The sequence below is a fragment of the Bartonella rhinolophi genome, from assembly GCF_036576165.1.
In the GTDB taxonomy this organism is placed as follows: Bacteria; Pseudomonadota; Alphaproteobacteria; order Rhizobiales; family Rhizobiaceae; genus Bartonella.
The window spans coordinates 332,174-348,872 of the sequence record NZ_JBAFWY010000001.1; the positions used below are offsets into that span (position 1 = coordinate 332,174).

Genomic DNA, 16,699 nt, shown 5'->3' on the forward strand with positions numbered 1-16,699 from the left:
AGCATCAAATGCCTTTTATTTTTGCAGTTTAATGTTAATGGATTACGTATCTTTGAAAAAAACCGCCCTTTTGATAGGCGGTTTTTTTATATCCCTTATTGAGGTGATCTTTCTATATTTTTCATCTTATATAAAGAAAAATTTAAAATTGTAATTTTTTATCTTCTTGCTGTTCTCTGATACAGGTAGAAAGACCCATATGATCAAGATATTGAAGGAAGGGGCGCGGTGGTAATTCTTCTACATTAACCATGGTTTTAATATCCCATTTTCCAGTAGCAATAAGGATGGCTGCTGCTGCTGCTGGGATACCAGCTGTATAAGAAATGCCTTGTGCGCCAGTCTCATTAAAGGCTTGTTTGTGGTCAGCTATATTGTAAATAAATATTTCTCTTGGTTTGCCATCTTTTTCGCCTTTAATAAGATCTCCAATACAGGTTTTTCCTGTATAGTTAGGCGCTAAAGAAGCTGGATCAGGCAATACGGCTTTCACAACCTTCAAAGGGACAACTTCTTGACCTTCTGCTGTTTTAATGGGCTGTTCGGATAAAAGTCCAAGGTTTTTTAGTACGGTGAAAACAGTAATATAACGTTCACCAAATCCCATCCAAAAGCGAATATTTTGAACATCAAGATTTTTAGATAATGAATGGATTTCATCATGTCCTGTCATATAAGCTTTTTGTTTTCCAACCACGGGTAGATCCCATTCATGGCTAATTTCAAACATTTGATTGGAAGTCCATTTTTTATTTTGCCAAGACCACACCTGCCCTGTAAATTCTCGAAAATTAATTTCTGGATCAAAATTGGTAGCAAACCAACGACCGTGATTTCCAGCATTAATATCAATGATATCAATGTCAGTGATTGTATCGAAATAATCATCGCGTGCTAATGCGGCATAAGCATTAACAACACCAGGATCAAAGCCTGCTCCTAAAATGGCAGTTATACCAGCCTTTTCACATTCTTGACGTCGGAGCCATTCATAATTGCCATACCAAGGGGGTGTTTCACAAATTTTTAAAGGGTCTTCATGAATAGCGGTATCGATATAAGCACACTTAGTTTCAATACAAGCTGAAAGAACAGACATATTAAGAAAAGGAGAACCAACATTGATAACAATTTCGCATTTTGTTTGTTGGATAAGCTTTACAGTTTCTGCAACATTCATTGCATTGAGTGCATGGCTTTGAAGACCCCCCTTTACTTTCATTGTTTTTTTGTCGTTAATAGATGCAAGAATTGCTTCACACTTTTGGAGTGTCCGTGAAGCGATATGAATATCACCCAAAATATCGTTGTTTTGGGCGCATTTGTGCGCAACAACCTGTGCAACACCTCCAGCACCAATAATGAGAACATTTTTCTTCATTTTGAGGTTATCTCCCTATTAATATTGCCGTATGATGATTTTTTTGTGTACCATTTGAGTTATGAAAGGCTCTTTTGATAATCATCATAGTTAAATTGACGCTGAATTGTTAGAGCTCCACTACATTCTTTTATGACAATGGCAGGCATTGCAACGCCATTAAACCAGTTTTTTTTAACCATTGTATAGCCTCCAGCATCTTGGAAAGATAATCTATCCCCTATTTTCAAGGGAGTAGGAAATTGAAATGTTCCAAAAATATCACCAGCAAGACAAGATTTTCCACAAACCATAATTTCATGAGAGCCTTGGTTGGGTTCTAATTTGGCATTTTCGCGATAAATTAAAAGGTCAAGCATATGCGCTTCTATTGAGCTGTCAACAATGGCAAGTTTTTTTTCATTATATAACGTATCAAGAACACTTACTTCTAGCGTGGTACTGTTGGTGATGGCGGCTTCCCCTGGTTCTAGGAAAATAGTGACGCCATGGGTTTTTGAAAAATGTTTTAAACGTTTTGCAAAAGTTTCTAAAGGATAATTTTCAGCCGTAAAATGGATACCGCCACCAAGGCTTATCCAGTCAACTGCAGCGAAAAGCTCTGAAAATTGCTCTTCCATGTGATTGAGCATTTGATTAAAAAGATTAAAATCAGCATTTTCACAATTATTGTGGATCATTAAACCATTGATGAGAGGCAAAACTTCTTTAATAGCGCTTTTATTGGTTTCACCCAAGCGGCTAAAAGGACGAGAAGGATTTGCGAGATCAAAATTCGATGCACTGATCCTTGGATTTAACCTTAAGCCTCGTTGAATGGTTTTTGTAGTGTGGGAAAAACGCTGAAGCTGCTGGATTGAATTAAAAATAATTTTATCTGCATAACTACAGGCTTCATCAATTTCATCATCTGCCCAAGCAACGGAATAAGCATGGGTTTCTTTGCCAAATTTTTCTCTTCCCAAACGCAGTTCATAAAGGGATGATGATGTGGTTCCATCCATATATTCAGACATAAAATCAAAAAGACTCCATGTGGCAAAGCATTTCAAAGCCAGCAAAATTTTTGCTCCCGACATTTCTCGTAGGCGAGCGATGATTTCCATATTCCTTATGAGCTTAGATTTATCGATAAGATAATAGGGAGTTTTAATCATTGTTTATCCATTCTTTTTTGAAGGATCTTATTTTTAAGATTAACGTTTAGTACATGGAGTAACAGCTTGTCTCAAGCGAAAAAATCCTAAAGGAGAATCTATTTTCGTTTGATGAGGGGAGAGACTGTTTGTAATTTAATTGTAATTCAGTTGTTGTGAGATTTGTGTTATGCTTGTGACGAAGAATTTGTATTATGTTTTGGTTATTTTGCTTATTGGAAATGTCTTCATGATGATAACCAATATTACTGGTTTCGCAAAAAAAAATGATACTGAAGTTAAGGTATCTCATCAATCTTCTATCCAAGAAAATTTGCTTCCTTTGACTGTTACGGGGCGTAGAGAGCTTAATGGTTTTAAAGGGTATCGTCATTATCGTCGTGGTTATCGTAGATATAGTGATGATTGGTGGTATCCTGAAGTGGCATTTGTTACATCTCCACATTCAGATGCAAAGCATGTGTCGCGAAAAGCGGCAGCAATTTCTAAAAAAAGAATATTTTCAGAGGAAAGAAAGCCATGGATGCTTAAACAACATATTAAATCTTGTATGGCACGTTATCGGTCTTACAATAAAAATGACAATAGCTATCAGCCTTTTCATGGTCCTCGCAAACAGTGTTTTTCTAGTGTTTTTAAAGGGTAAAAAATTTTGAAGATAAAAATCTTTCAGGCACTTTATGTGATATAAGTTTTTCCTCATACAATGGTTGTGGTATGAGAATTTTACATATTTTTAAGTTTTATTAAATCTTATTATGGTACATAAAAGACTGGGAAAATGGTAATGGTGAGAGTATAGGATTTTTATTTTGTTGATGGCAAAATACTAAGACAGGGCGGAGTTTAAAGAATGGCAACATGGGAAGCAATGTTGATATTGCTGGTTTTGCTTCCCTTTTGTGGAAGTATTGTTGTTGGTTTTTTTCGTTCGACAGCAAAAAATAATGAAGCGTGGTTTGCGGGGATTGTTGCCCTTGTCAGTTTTCTTTTCACAATAATGCTTTACCCAGCAGTTCGCGGAAATCGTGTGCTGCGTTTGGATATTGCTTGGCTTCCAGAGTGGGGAAGTAATTTGATCCTCCGTATGGATGGTTTGTCGTGGCTTTTTTGTCTTTTAATTACAGGGATTGGATTGCTTGTTGTTGTCTATGCACGTTACTATATGGATCCAGCGGATTCTGTCCCGCGTTTTTTTTCCTTTTTTCTTGCCTTTATGGGATCGATGACAGGAATAGTCTTGTCAGGTAATCTTGTCTTTTTAGTTATTTTCTGGGAACTCACCAGTATTTTTTCTTTTTTGTTGATTGGCTATTGGTATCATAATGCAAGTGCGCGTGAGGGTGCACGTATGGCGTTAACGATTACAGGCTTTGGCGGTTTTGCTCTTTTTATTGGGGTTTTGTTGATTGGCCATATTGTTGGTAGTTTTGATTTAGACAAGGTATTGCAGTCTGGGGATCTGATCCGATCAAGTTCTCTTTATAATCCTGTTCTTATTTGTATTTTGTTGGGGGGATTAACAAAAAGCGCCCAATTCCCTTTCCATTTTTGGTTACCCAACGCAATGGCTGCTCCAACACCTGTATCATCTTATTTACATTCGGCAACAATGGTGAAAGCAGGATTGTTCTTACTTGTTCGCTTATGGCCAGTTTTATCTGGGACAGAATCTTGGTTTTGGTTGGTTGGTTTTTCTGGTCTCTCGACACTCCTTCTTGGCGCTTATTTTTCCATGTTTCAGCAAGACTTGAAAGGGTTGCTTGCGTATTCAACCATTAGTCATCTTGGGTTAGTTACGACGCTTTTGAGTCTTGGTAGCCCATCTGCGTGTGTTGCGGCAATTTTTCATATGGCTAATCACGCTACTTTTAAGGCTTCTTTATTTATGGCTGCTGGTATCATTGACCATGAAACAGGGACACGCGATATGCGTAAGTTAACGGGACTTTTTCGCTTTATGCCTATTACAGGAACTTTAGCCTTAGTGGCAAGTGCAGCAATGGCTGGCGTCCCTTTGCTGAATGGTTTTTTGTCAAAAGAAATGTTTTTTGCTGAAGCGGTTGAAACGCATATGGAGTCGTGGCTAGATTGGGTTGCACCTTACGTGGCAACGCTGGCGAGCTTGTTTAGTGTGACCTATTCTGTACGCTTTATTCATGGTGTCTTTTTAGGTCCAAAACCTGTAAATTTACCTAAAATGCCACATGAGCCACCACATTTTATGCGTCTTCCAATAGAGCTTTTAGTGTTTATTTGTTTGGCAGTTGGTATTTTACCCAATTTAACAATAGGAACCATTTTGGATAATGCAGTTGTGTCTGTTTTAGGACCAATGACGTCTTCTTATAGTTTGGCTGTTTGGCATGGCATTAATACTCCATTAATTATGAGTTTTATTGCTTTATCAGGAGGTGTATTGCTCTATGTTGTAGCGCATCGTTATTTTTTATCATGTGATGATGGAGCCCCCTTTTTTCGTCACTTGAAGGGGTCACGTATTTTTGAACAAATTCTTGTAATTATTTCTTGGAAATGGGCACGTGCGGTGGAATCTTTTCTATCAACACGCCATCTGCAAACACAATTGCATTGTGTTTTTTGGGTATGTTTTGCATTTGTTAGTCTTTTACTTTGGTATGATGGTTTAATTTCAGCAGGTTCATCTCCGCTTTTTCCGCTTGATATTCCTTTTCTTACTTTATGGTTGGTTGGTGGGGTGTGTGCGCTTTTAGTCGCTTGGCAAGCAAAATTTCACCGTTTTGCGTCATTAATGCTGTTGGGGGGGGCTGGTTTGATGACTTGCGCGACCTTCTTATGGCTTTCTGCACCTGATTTGGCTATAACACAATTGGTTGTTGAAGTTGTGACGACAGTCTTATTACTCCTTGGATTGCGGTGGTTGCCTAAGCGTTTGTATGATTCCACTTCAAAGCCTGTCCATTTTTTAGTACGTTTGCGTCGTGCTCGTGATTTCGTTATAGCGCTCGTAGGGGGAACGAGCATAGCATGGCTCTCTTTTGCTGTGATGACACGCCCTCAAGGTAAAACAATTTCTGAATTCTTTCTAACGCATGCTTACTCTGATGCTGGTGGTCGCAATGTTGTAAATGTGCTGTTAGTTGATTTTCGTGGTTTTGATACAATGGGAGAGGTTGTAGTTTTAGGTGGTGTTTCTCTCACTGTTTTTGCTCTTTTGCGGCGGTTTCGTCCTGCTCCAGAGAGTATTGATGCGCCTTTTCAACAACGGATTCAGGCAATCTTTGATACAACAAGACCTGATCGAAATGTAGGGGATACAGTGCTGGATTATTTAGCTGTTCCTGCTGTTATTATGTGTTGGCTTTTTCCAGTTATTATCGCTTTTGCTGTTTATTTATTTATGCGGGGACATGACCTTCCAGGAGGTGGATTTGCTGGTGGTGTGACTTTAGCGATAGGATTCATTTTGCAATATCTTGCACGCGATATTCGGTGGGTGGAGAATCATCTGAGAGTTTTGCCTTTGCGTTGGATAGGCTTTGGTTTATTGTTATCAGTAATAACGGGAGTAGGATCTTGGTTTTTTGAGTATCCTTTTTTAACATCCTTTTTTCAATATATTAACATTCCATTCATTGGAAATATGCCTATAGCATCTGCTTTTCTATTTGATTTTGGTGTGTTTTCTTTAGTTTTGGGAGCAACTGTTCTTATTTTAATAGCACTTGCACACCAATCAATTCGTAGTTATCGAATCGGTAAAAGACCGAATGCAAAAGAGAAGGAAAATTAATGGAGATTATTCTCTCGCTGGGTATCGGTGTTCTTGTTGGATCAGGTATTTGGTTACTTTTGCGTCCACGAACTTTTCAAGTTATTCTCGGTTTGTCTTTGATTTCTTACGGGGTCAATCTTTTTATATTTGCAATGGGTAGACCGCGCAGTAATGCCGCACCGATTGTTAATCCTTCTACTGTGATCAATCCAGCTAATTACGTTGATCCTCTCCCACAAGCATTGGTTTTGACAGCGATTGTGATTAGCTTTGCAACGACAGCTTTGTTTTTGGTCATCCTTTTGGTTTCACGCGGTTTAACTGGCTCAGATCACGTTGATGGACGCGAGGTGCAGTAATGGAAATTGGGGTGCATCATCTCCTCGTTTTGCCTATTCTTGTGCCATTAATTACTGGAGCAATCCTTCTTTTTTATGATGAACGTCGTTCAAAATTAAAATCATTGATAAGTCTTTTTTCGGCAGGATTGTCGGTTGTTATTGCTATTTTATTGATTATGCGCGCGCTTGAAGTCGCGCCATCTTCCGATGTTTATCGGCTTGGCAATTGGTTTCCTCCCTTTGGAATTGTTTTGGTTCTTGATCGCTTAAGCGCTATGATGCTTTTACTTTCTAGCTTGTTGATTACTGCTGCGCTGGTTTTTTCGCGGGCGCATTGGTACAAAGCTGGTTCACATTTTCAATCATTAATGCAATTTTTCATGGTGGGAATAAATGGCGCTTTTTTAACAGGTGATTTATTCAATTTATTTGTGTTTTTTGAAGTGATGTTAACAGCTTCTTATGGGCTTGCTTTGCATGGTTTAGGTCAATTACGTGTGCGTGCAGGGTTGCACTATGTAGCGGTTAATCTTGTTGCTTCACTATTTTTTTTAATCGGTACGGCTCTTATTTACGGAATTGTTGGCACCCTTAATATGGCTGATTTAGCGATTAAAATAAAACACATAGCTTCTGCAGATATTGTCTTATTTGAAATAGGTATTGCACTTTTAGGTGTTGCTTTCTTACTCAAAGCAGGTATGTGGCCGCTTAATTTTTGGTTGATGCCGACTTATAGCGCAGCTGTCGCACCCGTTGGAGCTGTGTTTGCGCTTTTGAGCAAGGTGGGCATTTATATTATTTTACGTTTAACATTGTTATGGTTTGGTTCTGAAAGCGGGTCTTTTAACAATTTTGGTCATACAATTTTATTTTATGGTGGACTTGCCACTATGACCTTTGGTTTCATTGGAGTCTTAGCTAGTCAAGTTTTGGTGCGCCTAGCAGCTTATAGCGTTCTTGTATCTTCTGGCACATTGTTAACAGCGATTGGAATGGGTAATGCAACATTGATAGCAGGTGTACTCTTTTATATTGTTTCTTCAACTTTAGCATTAGGTGCTTTTTTTCTTTTAGTAGAGTTGGTTGAACGCAGTCAAGATGTGGCTGCAAATGTTTTGGCTGTCACAATGGAAGTGTATGGTGATGATGAAGAGGAGGAGGAAGATGAAGTTGGTACCTATTTTCCCGTGACTTTAGCGATTCTTGGAGCCTGTTTTTGTATGTGTGCCATTTTAATTATTGGATTGCCTCCTTTTTCTGGTTTTGTTGCTAAATTTATGATGTTCATGGCAGTTTTTAATCACAGTAAAGGGGAGCTCTCTGCTTCTATACCTATGTTCCGTGATTGGCTTTTTGTGATTTTTGTTACCATATCTGGTTTTGCAGCTCTGATTGCTATGACACGAACTGGTATTCGAACTTTTTGGATTTCACTTGAAGAGAAGGTTCCGCGTGTGCAAGTGATAGAATTTGTGCCTATTGCTGCTCTTCTTGCTTTATGTTTTTTTATGACAATTATCGCTGATCCTATTAGCCATTATATGTCTGAGACTTCTAGGGCTTTGCATGAGCCTCAGAATTATATTGGGAGTGTTTTAACAGATTTTTCTCCAGAAAATATGGAGATGGATCGATGAGTCATTTTTTTCCTTATCCTTTTTTAAGTGGTGCAATTGTCTTTATGTGGCTAATTTTAAACGGCTTTAGTTTAGGGCAATTGCTTTTAGGGGTTATAATTGCTTCATTTGGTGGTTTGATGATGCGGCTTCTTGAGCCAGAAACGGTTACTATTAAAAACTGGAGTGCAGTTTTTCGTCTCATTTTTCGGGTGTTTATAGATTCTATAGTCTCAAATATTTCAGTAGCTTGGCTTGTGTTAACAAAGGGGTCTCGAGGGCAGCAGTCTGGTTTTATTGTGGTGCCGCTTTTGCTTAAGAGTCGCACTGCTTTGGCTGTTTTAGCGTGTATTCTCTCGGTAACTCCAGGAACTGTTTGGGTTGCTTATAGTCGCAAAAATGGTGAACTTTTGATTCATGTACTAAATTTTAAAAATGGATATGATTATCAACGGCTGATTAAACAGCGATACGAGCAATTACTTTTGGAGATTTTTTAATGAGTATGGTGATTCTTTATTGGGGGCTTTTTTTCTCACAGGTTTTTTTAAGCTTGGCAATGTTTCTCGCTTTGTTTCGGTTGATTCGTGGTCCACGGGCGCAAGATCGGATTATTGGTTTGGATGCTCTTTATATTATTACGATTCTTCTGTTTCTTACGTTCGATATTCGTTCAGGAACAACTATTTATTTTGTAGCAGCTCTCATTATCGGGCTTTTGGGTTCTGTTTCAAGTATCGCTTTAGCAAAATTTTTAATGCGTGGGGAAATTATTGAATGAAGGATGATGTATCGCTTGCGGCTGCTATTATTGTTACTGTTTTTTTAATATTGGGTTCAGGTCTCACATTGATTGGAACAATAGGATTGGTGCGCCTTTCCAATTTTTATGAGCGTTTGCATATGCCTTCAGTGAGTACAAGTTGGGGCACTGGCAGTATCCTCATTGCGTCATTTCTTTATTCAATGTTCGTGGATCAACGTTTTGTTTTTCATGAAATATTGTTGATGATTTTTTTATTTGTAACAGCACCGGTAGCTTCTATGCTTTTGTCACAGGCGGCAGCTTATCGACATCATACAGAAGAACACTCAGAAAAACCGCTGGCTCTTTTATTACATAAGAAGGAAGAAAAGTTGTCCATTTCAGAAGAAACGTCATGCAATGAAAGCCAGAACGGTTTTTGATGTACAATAACCTTTTTTATTTTGTGTTTTCTTCTTCTACACAGTGGATTGGCTTTTCCTCTTTTGGATCATTAATGAGATCATAAATGAGAACTTCATTTTTTGTTGTCCACCAAATATACTGGGCTCCCACATATTTTGCTCCCGAAGCAGCAATTACATTAGAACCAATGATTCGCTGACCGTTCCATTTAAAATCAACTAACGCAACATTGCCAGCATTGAGGTAGATTGCCTCAACACGCTGTGTACTTTTTCCAGTGTTGCACTCATAGGCAACAGTTTGAGTCGTTGGCTCTAAGTCGTCTGGTACCTCGATGACTAAAGTGCTAGCAAAGGCACTGATTGAACCAAAGAGTGATAGACTTAAAGCAGCAAAAAATTGTAAAATACGAGAAGTCTTTTTCATAATATTTCCTTGAGTTATTTAGAATAATAACGTTGATTCTTCTTTACAGAGGAGTGGGTTCTTTTCTTCTGGATCATGCATAAGATCATAAAGTATTGCTTCTGTGTTGGTTTTCCACAAAATATATTGTGCTCCTGCATATTTTATTCCTGTGGGGGTGGTTACATGGGCAGCTATGATGCGATCACCTTTCCATTTGAAATCGGCTAATGAGATATCACCCGCATTGAAATAGATGATTTCAATGCGCTCTTTGTTTGTTTTTGCATCGCATTGATAAGCAAGAGTTTGTGTTATTGGTTCTGGATTATCTGGTACCTCAAGGATTAAAGAGCCAGCAAAGGTACTGGTTAAGTTGAAGAATAATAGATTTAAAGTGGCAAAAAATCCTAAAATATGTAGAGCTTTTTTCATAATGCTTCCCTATTAAGCAAATTAAGCAAAAGAATGACGTGACCGATATGATGGTGTCTACGGCAGGATTCGAACCTGCGACCCCAGGATTCATACCACTTCGATTTTCACCGCCAGCTTTATAGACTGTTTGTGGTCTGGACTGTCTCTTCACCTTGAAGCTTGTACTTTTTAGGCGCTGCCCGTTCAGTCTCTACACCTTCCTCTCGTTTGAAGAGAGGCTTGGCTCGGGATTGGCATATAGTTTCCCATGAAGCTTTCCCCGAATTTGAGCAGATTCACTTTGAGGATTTCTCCTTAAGGCGCCCAATTTCTTTAGGAATCCTGTGCTCTATCCTACTGAGCTACGCAGACACAATCGCACCTACCTTTAGCGGAAGTATAGGAACGAATCAATTATATTCAATATGAATTAACCAATTTTCGCTTATTTTTGTTTTAGAAAAGTCAAAACTGCATCTGATGAGACATTTTTTGCGATAAATGATTGACCAAGTCCATGTGTTAAGATGAAAGTCAAACTGTTTTGCGAAACTTTCTTATCTTGAGCAATAAAGGCCATTAATGTTTCAGCATCTGGTAGAGTGCCGGGAATATCTTGAAGTTGTGTAGGCAATCCCACAGCTTTGAGGTGTGTTTCGACACGTTCTGAGAGTGTGGAACTTGTTAAGTTCAATTGCGCAGAGAATTGATGTGCTAAAACCATTCCGATTGCTACAGCTTCACCATGGATTAAACGGTTTGAATCATAAGCAGTTGCTGCTTCAAGCATATGTCCAAATGTGTGTCCAAGGTTTAATAATGCACGTTCGCCTTTTTCATATTCATCGCGTGCGACAATATCGGCTTTAAATTGGCATGAGCGGACAATGGCTTCGGTTCGTATTGCGCTACTAGAAAAGACTTCTTGCCAATTTTTTTCAAGCCATTCAAAAAAATCAGGTTGGTTAATGAGACCGTATTTGACTATTTCTGCATAGCCAGCGCGAAATTCACGTAATGGTAATGTATCAAGGATGCAAGTATCAGAAATAACGCATTGTGGCTGATGAAAAGTGCCAATAAGATTTTTACCATATTGACTATTGATTCCAGTTTTTCCACCAACAGAAGAGTCAATTTGCGCAAGAAGCGTTGTGGGTATCTGAATGAAGTTCATGCCTCTGCGTATGATACTTGCGGCAAATCCTCCGAGATCTCCAACGACACCACCACCAAAAGCAATAACACAGTCACTTCTCTCTAAACGTGCAGCTAAAATTTTATCAATAACAGTTTGCAGGGTTGAAAATGATTTTGATTGTTCCCCTGCTTCTACCACAATTGTAACAGTTTGGATTTCATTTTTTGTTAATTCTTCTTGTAGTGTATCCAGATGGAGAGACGCAACATTTGTATCTGTAACAATAGCCACACGCATTTGATGAAGAGCTTTTTGGTTAAGAGAGCACTTTATTTGTGAAGCAACTTGTGTAATCAGACCTGAGCCAATGATGATATCGTAACAGTGTTTGTCTAGTTTAACAGTGACGGTTTTGGCTTGCATACTTGTTGTTCCTATCGTTTTTTTCTGTGTACAAATATTGTTGTACAGACCGTATGACATTTTGAGCTACGGTATGACGGTTTTTTTTATGACTGTTAATTGTTAAGTTTGCTTTTGCATAGATAGGATAGCGCTGTTCCATAAGTTTTTGCATGGTTTCTTTAGGGTTTTCTGTTTGAAGGAGTGGGCGCGTTTGGTTCCGTGAAACACGTTTCATGAGGGTGTTAAGATCTACTTTGAGCCATATGGATATACCATTTTCATGAATAGTTTTTCGAATCTCTTCGTTTATGTAGGCACCGCCACCTGTGGCTAAAACAAGGGGACTTTTTTGTATGAGATTTAGAATAATACGCTGTTCAAAAGCACGGAACTCTGATTCACCGTGAATTTTAAATAATTCAGAAATTGTCATTTGTGCAGCTTTTTCAATTTCCTGATCAGAATCATAAAAGGGCAAATTGAGCATGGTAGAGACACGTTTTCCGATCACTGATTTGCCAGCTCCCATAAGACCAACAAATACAAGTGCTCGTTTTTCAAGGGACGATAAGATTTGATTTTTTATTTGCGTCATTGGGATATGTTGAAGTGGTTTGCTTTTCATCATTTTATTTCGGTATTTATCTGCGTTAAAGTCAATTCCTGTTAATCTTTATAAGGCATGATAGGAGAGTATATTTAGAGGATAGTGTATTGTTTTATGCCAACATTGACCAGATTTTTGATGATTTTTTTCATTTTGCTTGTTGTTCTTTTCAGTATAATGGTTTCTCTCGTGGTTTGGGTTGAGCCAACAGTAGTGGATATGTATATCGACATTCCCTTGGATTCATTGAGTTTTTCTTCGGAAGTCAATCAATGAAAAGTGATATGGTGATAGATCGTTTTCTTGAAATGATGAGTGCTGAACGAGGGGCTGCTGCCCATACGCTTGCAGCTTATCAGCGTGATTTGCAGTGGGCGCAAGATAATTTGTCTTCGCATTCTGTTTCGCTTTTTTCAGCACAAAAAGAAGATTTAATTGATCTTTTGTCGCTCATGCATACTCTTGGTTTTACTGCGTCTTCGCAGGCACGCCGTCTATCGACTTTGCGTCAATTTTATCAATTTTTGTATGCAGAAGGGTTGAGAGTAGATGATCCCTCTCATGGTGTTGATGCACCTCGTCAAGGGCGCCCTTTACCGAAAATCATAAGTGAGAATGCAGTAGCAAAATTGCTTGATTTGGCGCAGTTGGAAGTCAATCAAGCAGATTATGGGTCTAAGGACTATTTCCATGCATTGCGTCTTCAGCTGTTGATTGAAATGCTTTATGCAACAGGATTACGCATTAGTGAGCTGGTGAGTCTCCCAGTGCAGGCTGTTCGAGGAAAGGAGTCTTGTATTTTGGTTCGCGGTAAGGGTAAAAAAGAACGGATGGTGCTTTTATCAAAAAAGGCACGCCAAGTCCTTTCGCAGTGGTTAATATTGCGCGATCAGGGCAAAGATGCGGAAAGCCTTTATCTTTTTCCTGCTCGTTCTCAGACAGGATATGTTGCGCGTCAGGTTGTTGCGCAAGCGTTGAAAAGTCTTGCTAGAAGAGCTGGGATAAACAGTGATAGCTTTTCTCCCCATGTATTGCGTCATGCTTTTGCTAGCCACCTTTTGCAAAATGGTGCTGATTTGCGTGCAGTTCAGCATTTGTTAGGGCATTCTGATATTTCTACTACTCAAATTTACACGCATGTGTTGGAATCAGGACTTTATCGTTTGGTTAATGAGCATCATCCACTTGCTGATGAGCGAGAGGCTGAGTAAAAGAGGGTGATATTTTGGAAAATGTTTTATAAAGCAAATTAATTATTGAGTATGTAAGTTATACCAAATAAGTTGGGTGCAATGTATAATTATCTTGATTTTGAAAAACCAGTTGCTGACCTTGAGGGGCAGATTCTTGAATTAAAAAAGATTTCTCAAGAAGAAAACAGTCTTGATATGAGTGATGAGATCGCGCGTCTTGAAATGCGTGCTCAAACGGCGTTACGTGATCTTTATAAAAAATTATCACCGTGGCAAAAAACACAAGTGGCTCGCCATCCTGATCGTCCCCATTTTATGGACTATTCTGCGCAATTATTGAGTGATGTTACACCTTTGGCAGGTGATCGTAAATTTGCTGAAGATGAAGCTATTCAAGCAGGCTTTGCACGCTTTAAAGGTGAAGCAGTTGCGTATATAGGTCAAGAAAAGGGTCATGATACGCAAACACGTTTACGCTATAATTTTGGTTCTGCACGTCCAGAAGGGTATCGTAAAGCAGCACGTATCATGGAAATGGCTGACCGTTTTGGTTTGCCATTACTGACTTTTGTGGATACAGCAGGTGCTTATCCTGGTGTGAGTGCTGAAGAGCGTGGGCAAGCAGAAGCAATTGCTCAATCAACGGCAGCGACTTTGCGATTAAAAGTTCCTGTTGTTTCAGTTATTATCGGAGAAGGTGGTTCAGGGGGGGCGATAGCAATTGCTGCAGCCAACAAAGTGTATATGTTAGAACACTCAATTTACTCTGTTATTTCACCAGAAGGGGCAGCTTCTATTTTATGGCACGATTCAACTCGTGCCAAAGATGCGGCAATGAGTATGCATATTACTGCCCAAAATTTGTACCAATTAAAGATTATTGACGGCATTATTCCAGAGCCTTTAGGAGGAGCACATCGAGGAAAAGAGGCTACGGTTGATGCAGCGGGCAATATTATCTCAGCTGCTTTAAAGTCTATGGCTGGGAAAAGTGGTGAAATTATCAGACAAGAACGTTGGGAAAAATATCTTCAAATTGGCCGATCCCTAGCATAATACATTTTTTGCAAGGAATAAGAGATTGGAGTTTTATTTGATGATATTAAACAGATTTTTCGCAGTATGTATTTTGTTTGCGATTGGAACGTTGACAGCGTGTGAGGTAAGATTACCAGTTTCTGTTCAGGATAAAATTGAGCAGCCACTCCCGCAAGATGTTCAAGATAGGATGATTCTGTATAATGTTGATCAATATGCTCCGATTATGATGCGGTTTTTTAAGGAAGAAAATTTTGCAGAAATTTGGAAGCAGAATCGTAGAGGAATCTTTGTGCTTATTGCGCGCTATGGTATTTGCAAGTGGTCAGGTCAGCTTGGACCTAAATATAGGGAGGGAGATCGTCAAACACCAGAAGGTTTTTATACTATTAGTGCAGACCAAATGAATCCCTATTCAAAATATTACCTTTCCTTTAATATAGGGTTTCCTAATCTTTATGATCAAGCGCATGGTCGTACAGGAAGTCATCTTATGGTTCATGGTTCTTGCAGTTCTGTGGGGTGTTATGCCATGAGTGATAAAAATATGGCACAGATTTATGCTTTTGCGCGGGACGCTTTTAGAGGAGGACAGAGAGAATTTCAGTTCCACGCTTTCCCTTTCCGCATGACTGCTGCCAATATGGAACGTCATCGTGCTAGCCCACATTATCAGTTTTGGGTAATGTTAAAAGAGGGTTACGATTTTTTTGAATTGAAGCGTACCCCTCCAAAAGTTTCTGTTGATGATAAAAAACGTTATATTTTTAGTCATGATGCTCAGCAAGTTTCAGCCCCTGTAGTGCCGTGAGTGTAATTTTATCGTAAAGATAGAGGTTTCTTTATTGCTTTCAGAATGTTTTCTTCTTCTTCTTATAAAGGGGATGGGTGCGTTGATGTTTATGCTATCATCATAGGGGAGCGTGTTTAAAAATTTACCATAACATATATGTTTGTCAAAAATTTTTACTCATTAAGAATTGGAGAAAAAATTAAAATTTCATCCCTAGAATAGTTAAGGGATTCTCCAATAAAGCGGTTCTATCTGCAGTATCTATTGCTGGTCTGTTTAAAAAAGCATCAAAGAGCTTTTGTATTGCTTCTTTCTCAACCCCGTCAGCAATGATGACAAAGCGGGTTTGTGTGATTCCTTTTGGCCATGCTGAAAGCCTTATTGGTGGATGAAAAAATGTTTGTACGCCGTGCAAGACAAATGGTCGATGTGGGTCATCGCGCAATGCAATAATTGCTTTGATACGTAGTAATTTTGCACCATAGAGGTTTTTTAGGGTGTCTAAAAAAGCTTCTATCGTGGCATAATCAATAGGCTCATCACAGTCTAGTGAAAAGGTACGAATGGTTCTATGGTGAATGTGATCGTGTGGAGCAGCAGTGGTAAGCCATCGTTTAAGTGCAGCACTTTCTCCTTTTTTATCTGATAATGTTTTATTGGTTAATACGCTTGATAAGCATTGATCAGAATGCACATCGATGATTTGCGCTGTAGGATTAATCGCTTTGAGTGCACTGATGAGTGTACCAGAGAGCGTTTTTTGGTCAGTGAGATCTGTTTTTGTGAGGATAATTTTGTCAGCGAATACTAATTGTTTTTGTATTTCAGGATAACGTTCGAGTATGGAAAGTGTGCTTAATGTGTCAAATGTTGCAATAACAACATCAATGGACAGTGCTTGAATTAAGGTAGGATGGCTCAAAATAGCTTGTAAAATAGGAGCAGGATCAGCCAAGCCTGTTGTTTCAATAATAATGCGATTGAGTTGTTTTAGATGTCCTTTATGAATGCGATCAATCAAATCAATCAATGTATCAATGAGATCACTACGCAAATTGCAACATAAGCAACCATTGGCAAGCTCGATGATCCCTTCAGTCGTTTTTTTTACAAGAAGATGATCAATACTTACCTCACCAAACTCATTGATGATGACAGCACTATCTGCCAAAAGGGGATCTTGCAGCATTCGGTTGAGAAAAGTTGTTTTGCCAGAACCTAAAAATCCCGTAATAAGAGTAATAGGAATGCGTATTGTTTTCATATTCATCATT

Annotated in this window: 17 protein-coding genes; 10 read left to right on the plus strand and 7 right to left on the minus strand. The window is 38.8% G+C overall.

The window, feature by feature from the left end; all coding sequences use genetic code 11:
* Positions 1 to 142: 142 nt before the first annotated feature.
* Entirely contained in the window at positions 143 to 1,381 is a 1,239-nt protein-coding gene (locus V5N67_RS01290; RefSeq protein WP_332059981.1) for a saccharopine dehydrogenase family protein, read from the minus strand.
* Positions 1,382 to 1,440: 59 nt separating this feature from the next.
* Positions 1,441 to 2,538, minus strand: a complete 1,098-nt coding sequence (locus V5N67_RS01295) for a carboxynorspermidine decarboxylase (RefSeq protein WP_332059982.1) — start codon at positions 2,536 to 2,538, stop codon at positions 1,441 to 1,443.
* 169 nt (positions 2,539 to 2,707) lie between these two features.
* Here V5N67_RS01295 and V5N67_RS01300 point away from each other — a divergent pair, with 169 nt between their 5' ends.
* The 7 genes from V5N67_RS01300 (at position 2,708) to mnhG (ending at position 9,443) form a co-directional block, all read left to right on the plus strand.
* Positions 2,708 to 3,184, plus strand: coding sequence for a BA14K family protein (locus tag V5N67_RS01300; RefSeq protein WP_332059983.1), 477 nt, complete (start codon positions 2,708 to 2,710; stop codon positions 3,182 to 3,184).
* Between the two features lie 207 nt (positions 3,185 to 3,391).
* On the plus strand, positions 3,392 to 6,313 hold the full coding sequence (locus tag V5N67_RS01305; protein WP_332059985.1) for a monovalent cation/H+ antiporter subunit A: 2,922 nt from the start codon (positions 3,392 to 3,394) through the stop codon (positions 6,311 to 6,313).
* Complete coding sequence (locus V5N67_RS01310) at positions 6,313 to 6,654, plus strand: Na+/H+ antiporter subunit C (protein WP_332059986.1); 342 nt, start codon at positions 6,313 to 6,315, stop codon at positions 6,652 to 6,654. The genes V5N67_RS01305 and V5N67_RS01310 overlap by 1 nt, the downstream gene beginning before the upstream one ends.
* Positions 6,654 to 8,276, plus strand: a complete 1,623-nt coding sequence (locus tag V5N67_RS01315; RefSeq protein ID WP_332059988.1) for a monovalent cation/H+ antiporter subunit D — start codon at positions 6,654 to 6,656, stop codon at positions 8,274 to 8,276. Before V5N67_RS01310 ends, V5N67_RS01315 begins: the two co-directional genes overlap by 1 nt.
* Positions 8,273 to 8,755: a Na+/H+ antiporter subunit E gene (locus V5N67_RS01320; protein ID WP_332059989.1), complete on the plus strand. Its 483-nt coding sequence runs from the start codon at positions 8,273 to 8,275 to the stop codon at positions 8,753 to 8,755. Before V5N67_RS01315 ends, V5N67_RS01320 begins: the two co-directional genes overlap by 4 nt.
* Positions 8,755 to 9,036 (plus strand): K+/H+ antiporter subunit F, encoded by a 282-nt coding sequence (locus V5N67_RS01325; protein WP_332059991.1) that lies wholly within the window; start codon positions 8,755 to 8,757, stop codon positions 9,034 to 9,036. The genes V5N67_RS01320 and V5N67_RS01325 overlap by 1 nt, the downstream gene beginning before the upstream one ends.
* A complete protein-coding gene (gene mnhG, locus V5N67_RS01330; protein ID WP_332059993.1) occupies positions 9,033 to 9,443 on the plus strand; it encodes a monovalent cation/H(+) antiporter subunit G in 411 nt (136 codons plus the stop codon). The genes V5N67_RS01325 and mnhG overlap by 4 nt, the downstream gene beginning before the upstream one ends.
* 16 nt (positions 9,444 to 9,459) lie before the next feature.
* Here mnhG and V5N67_RS01335 read toward each other — a convergent pair whose 3' ends face one another.
* The 4 genes from V5N67_RS01335 to V5N67_RS01350 all read right to left on the minus strand — a co-directional run bounded on the left by V5N67_RS01335 (position 9,460) and on the right by V5N67_RS01350 (position 12,419).
* Entirely contained in the window at positions 9,460 to 9,852 is a 393-nt protein-coding gene (locus V5N67_RS01335; protein WP_332059994.1) for an MliC family protein, read from the minus strand.
* Positions 9,853 to 9,870: 18 nt separating this feature from the next.
* A complete protein-coding gene (locus V5N67_RS01340) occupies positions 9,871 to 10,266 on the minus strand; it encodes an MliC family protein (RefSeq protein ID WP_332059995.1) in 396 nt (131 codons plus the stop codon).
* 427 nt (positions 10,267 to 10,693) lie between these two features.
* Entirely contained in the window at positions 10,694 to 11,812 is a 1,119-nt protein-coding gene (gene aroB / locus V5N67_RS01345) for a 3-dehydroquinate synthase (protein WP_332059997.1), read from the minus strand.
* Complete coding sequence (locus tag V5N67_RS01350) at positions 11,787 to 12,419, minus strand: shikimate kinase (RefSeq protein WP_332060296.1); 633 nt, start codon at positions 12,417 to 12,419, stop codon at positions 11,787 to 11,789. The genes aroB and V5N67_RS01350 overlap by 26 nt, the downstream gene beginning before the upstream one ends.
* Before the next feature lie 254 nt (positions 12,420 to 12,673).
* On the opposite strand from V5N67_RS01350, the gene V5N67_RS01355 reads away from it, so the two are divergent.
* The 3 genes from V5N67_RS01355 to V5N67_RS01365 all read left to right on the plus strand — a co-directional run bounded on the left by V5N67_RS01355 (position 12,674) and on the right by V5N67_RS01365 (position 15,443).
* Positions 12,674 to 13,612 (plus strand): site-specific tyrosine recombinase XerD, encoded by a 939-nt coding sequence (locus tag V5N67_RS01355; RefSeq protein ID WP_332059998.1) that lies wholly within the window; start codon positions 12,674 to 12,676, stop codon positions 13,610 to 13,612.
* Between the two features lie 81 nt (positions 13,613 to 13,693).
* Complete coding sequence (locus tag V5N67_RS01360) at positions 13,694 to 14,650, plus strand: acetyl-CoA carboxylase carboxyltransferase subunit alpha (protein WP_332059999.1); 957 nt, start codon at positions 13,694 to 13,696, stop codon at positions 14,648 to 14,650.
* Between the two features lie 40 nt (positions 14,651 to 14,690).
* The gene (locus tag V5N67_RS01365) at positions 14,691 to 15,443 is read left to right on the plus strand and encodes a L,D-transpeptidase family protein (RefSeq protein WP_332060000.1); all 753 of its coding nucleotides are present in this window, start codon (positions 14,691 to 14,693) and stop codon (positions 15,441 to 15,443) included.
* Positions 15,444 to 15,624: 181 nt separating this feature from the next.
* On the opposite strand, the gene V5N67_RS01370 is transcribed toward V5N67_RS01365, so the two are convergent.
* Positions 15,625 to 16,689: a CobW family GTP-binding protein gene (locus V5N67_RS01370; protein WP_332060002.1), complete on the minus strand. Its 1,065-nt coding sequence runs from the start codon at positions 16,687 to 16,689 to the stop codon at positions 15,625 to 15,627.
* Positions 16,690 to 16,699 lie beyond the last annotated feature (10 nt).

What these genes read in the sequence shown, in the direction of transcription:
- V5N67_RS01290 (WP_332059981.1), bottom strand. Translation starts at nt 1,381, where the DNA reads ATGAAGAAAAATGTTCTCATTATTGGTGCTGGAGGTGTTGCACAGGTT.
- V5N67_RS01295 (WP_332059982.1), bottom strand. Translation starts at nt 2,538, where the DNA reads ATGATTAAAACTCCCTATTATCTTATCGATAAATCTAAGCTCATAAGG.
- V5N67_RS01300 (WP_332059983.1), top strand. Translation starts at nt 2,708, where the DNA reads ATGCTTGTGACGAAGAATTTGTATTATGTTTTGGTTATTTTGCTTATT.
- V5N67_RS01305 (WP_332059985.1), top strand. Translation starts at nt 3,392, where the DNA reads ATGGCAACATGGGAAGCAATGTTGATATTGCTGGTTTTGCTTCCCTTT.
- V5N67_RS01310 (WP_332059986.1), top strand. Translation starts at nt 6,313, where the DNA reads ATGGAGATTATTCTCTCGCTGGGTATCGGTGTTCTTGTTGGATCAGGT.
- V5N67_RS01315 (WP_332059988.1), top strand. Translation starts at nt 6,654, where the DNA reads ATGGAAATTGGGGTGCATCATCTCCTCGTTTTGCCTATTCTTGTGCCA.
- V5N67_RS01320 (WP_332059989.1), top strand. Translation starts at nt 8,273, where the DNA reads ATGAGTCATTTTTTTCCTTATCCTTTTTTAAGTGGTGCAATTGTCTTT.
- V5N67_RS01325 (WP_332059991.1), top strand. Translation starts at nt 8,755, where the DNA reads ATGAGTATGGTGATTCTTTATTGGGGGCTTTTTTTCTCACAGGTTTTT.
- mnhG (WP_332059993.1), top strand. Translation starts at nt 9,033, where the DNA reads ATGAAGGATGATGTATCGCTTGCGGCTGCTATTATTGTTACTGTTTTT.
- V5N67_RS01335 (WP_332059994.1), bottom strand. Translation starts at nt 9,852, where the DNA reads ATGAAAAAGACTTCTCGTATTTTACAATTTTTTGCTGCTTTAAGTCTA.
- V5N67_RS01340 (WP_332059995.1), bottom strand. Translation starts at nt 10,266, where the DNA reads ATGAAAAAAGCTCTACATATTTTAGGATTTTTTGCCACTTTAAATCTA.
- aroB (WP_332059997.1), bottom strand. Translation starts at nt 11,812, where the DNA reads ATGCAAGCCAAAACCGTCACTGTTAAACTAGACAAACACTGTTACGAT.
- V5N67_RS01350 (WP_332060296.1), bottom strand. Translation starts at nt 12,419, where the DNA reads ATGAAAAGCAAACCACTTCAACATATCCCAATGACGCAAATAAAAAAT.
- V5N67_RS01355 (WP_332059998.1), top strand. Translation starts at nt 12,674, where the DNA reads ATGAAAAGTGATATGGTGATAGATCGTTTTCTTGAAATGATGAGTGCT.
- V5N67_RS01360 (WP_332059999.1), top strand. Translation starts at nt 13,694, where the DNA reads ATGTATAATTATCTTGATTTTGAAAAACCAGTTGCTGACCTTGAGGGG.
- V5N67_RS01365 (WP_332060000.1), top strand. Translation starts at nt 14,691, where the DNA reads ATGATATTAAACAGATTTTTCGCAGTATGTATTTTGTTTGCGATTGGA.
- V5N67_RS01370 (WP_332060002.1), bottom strand. Translation starts at nt 16,689, where the DNA reads ATGAAAACAATACGCATTCCTATTACTCTTATTACGGGATTTTTAGGT.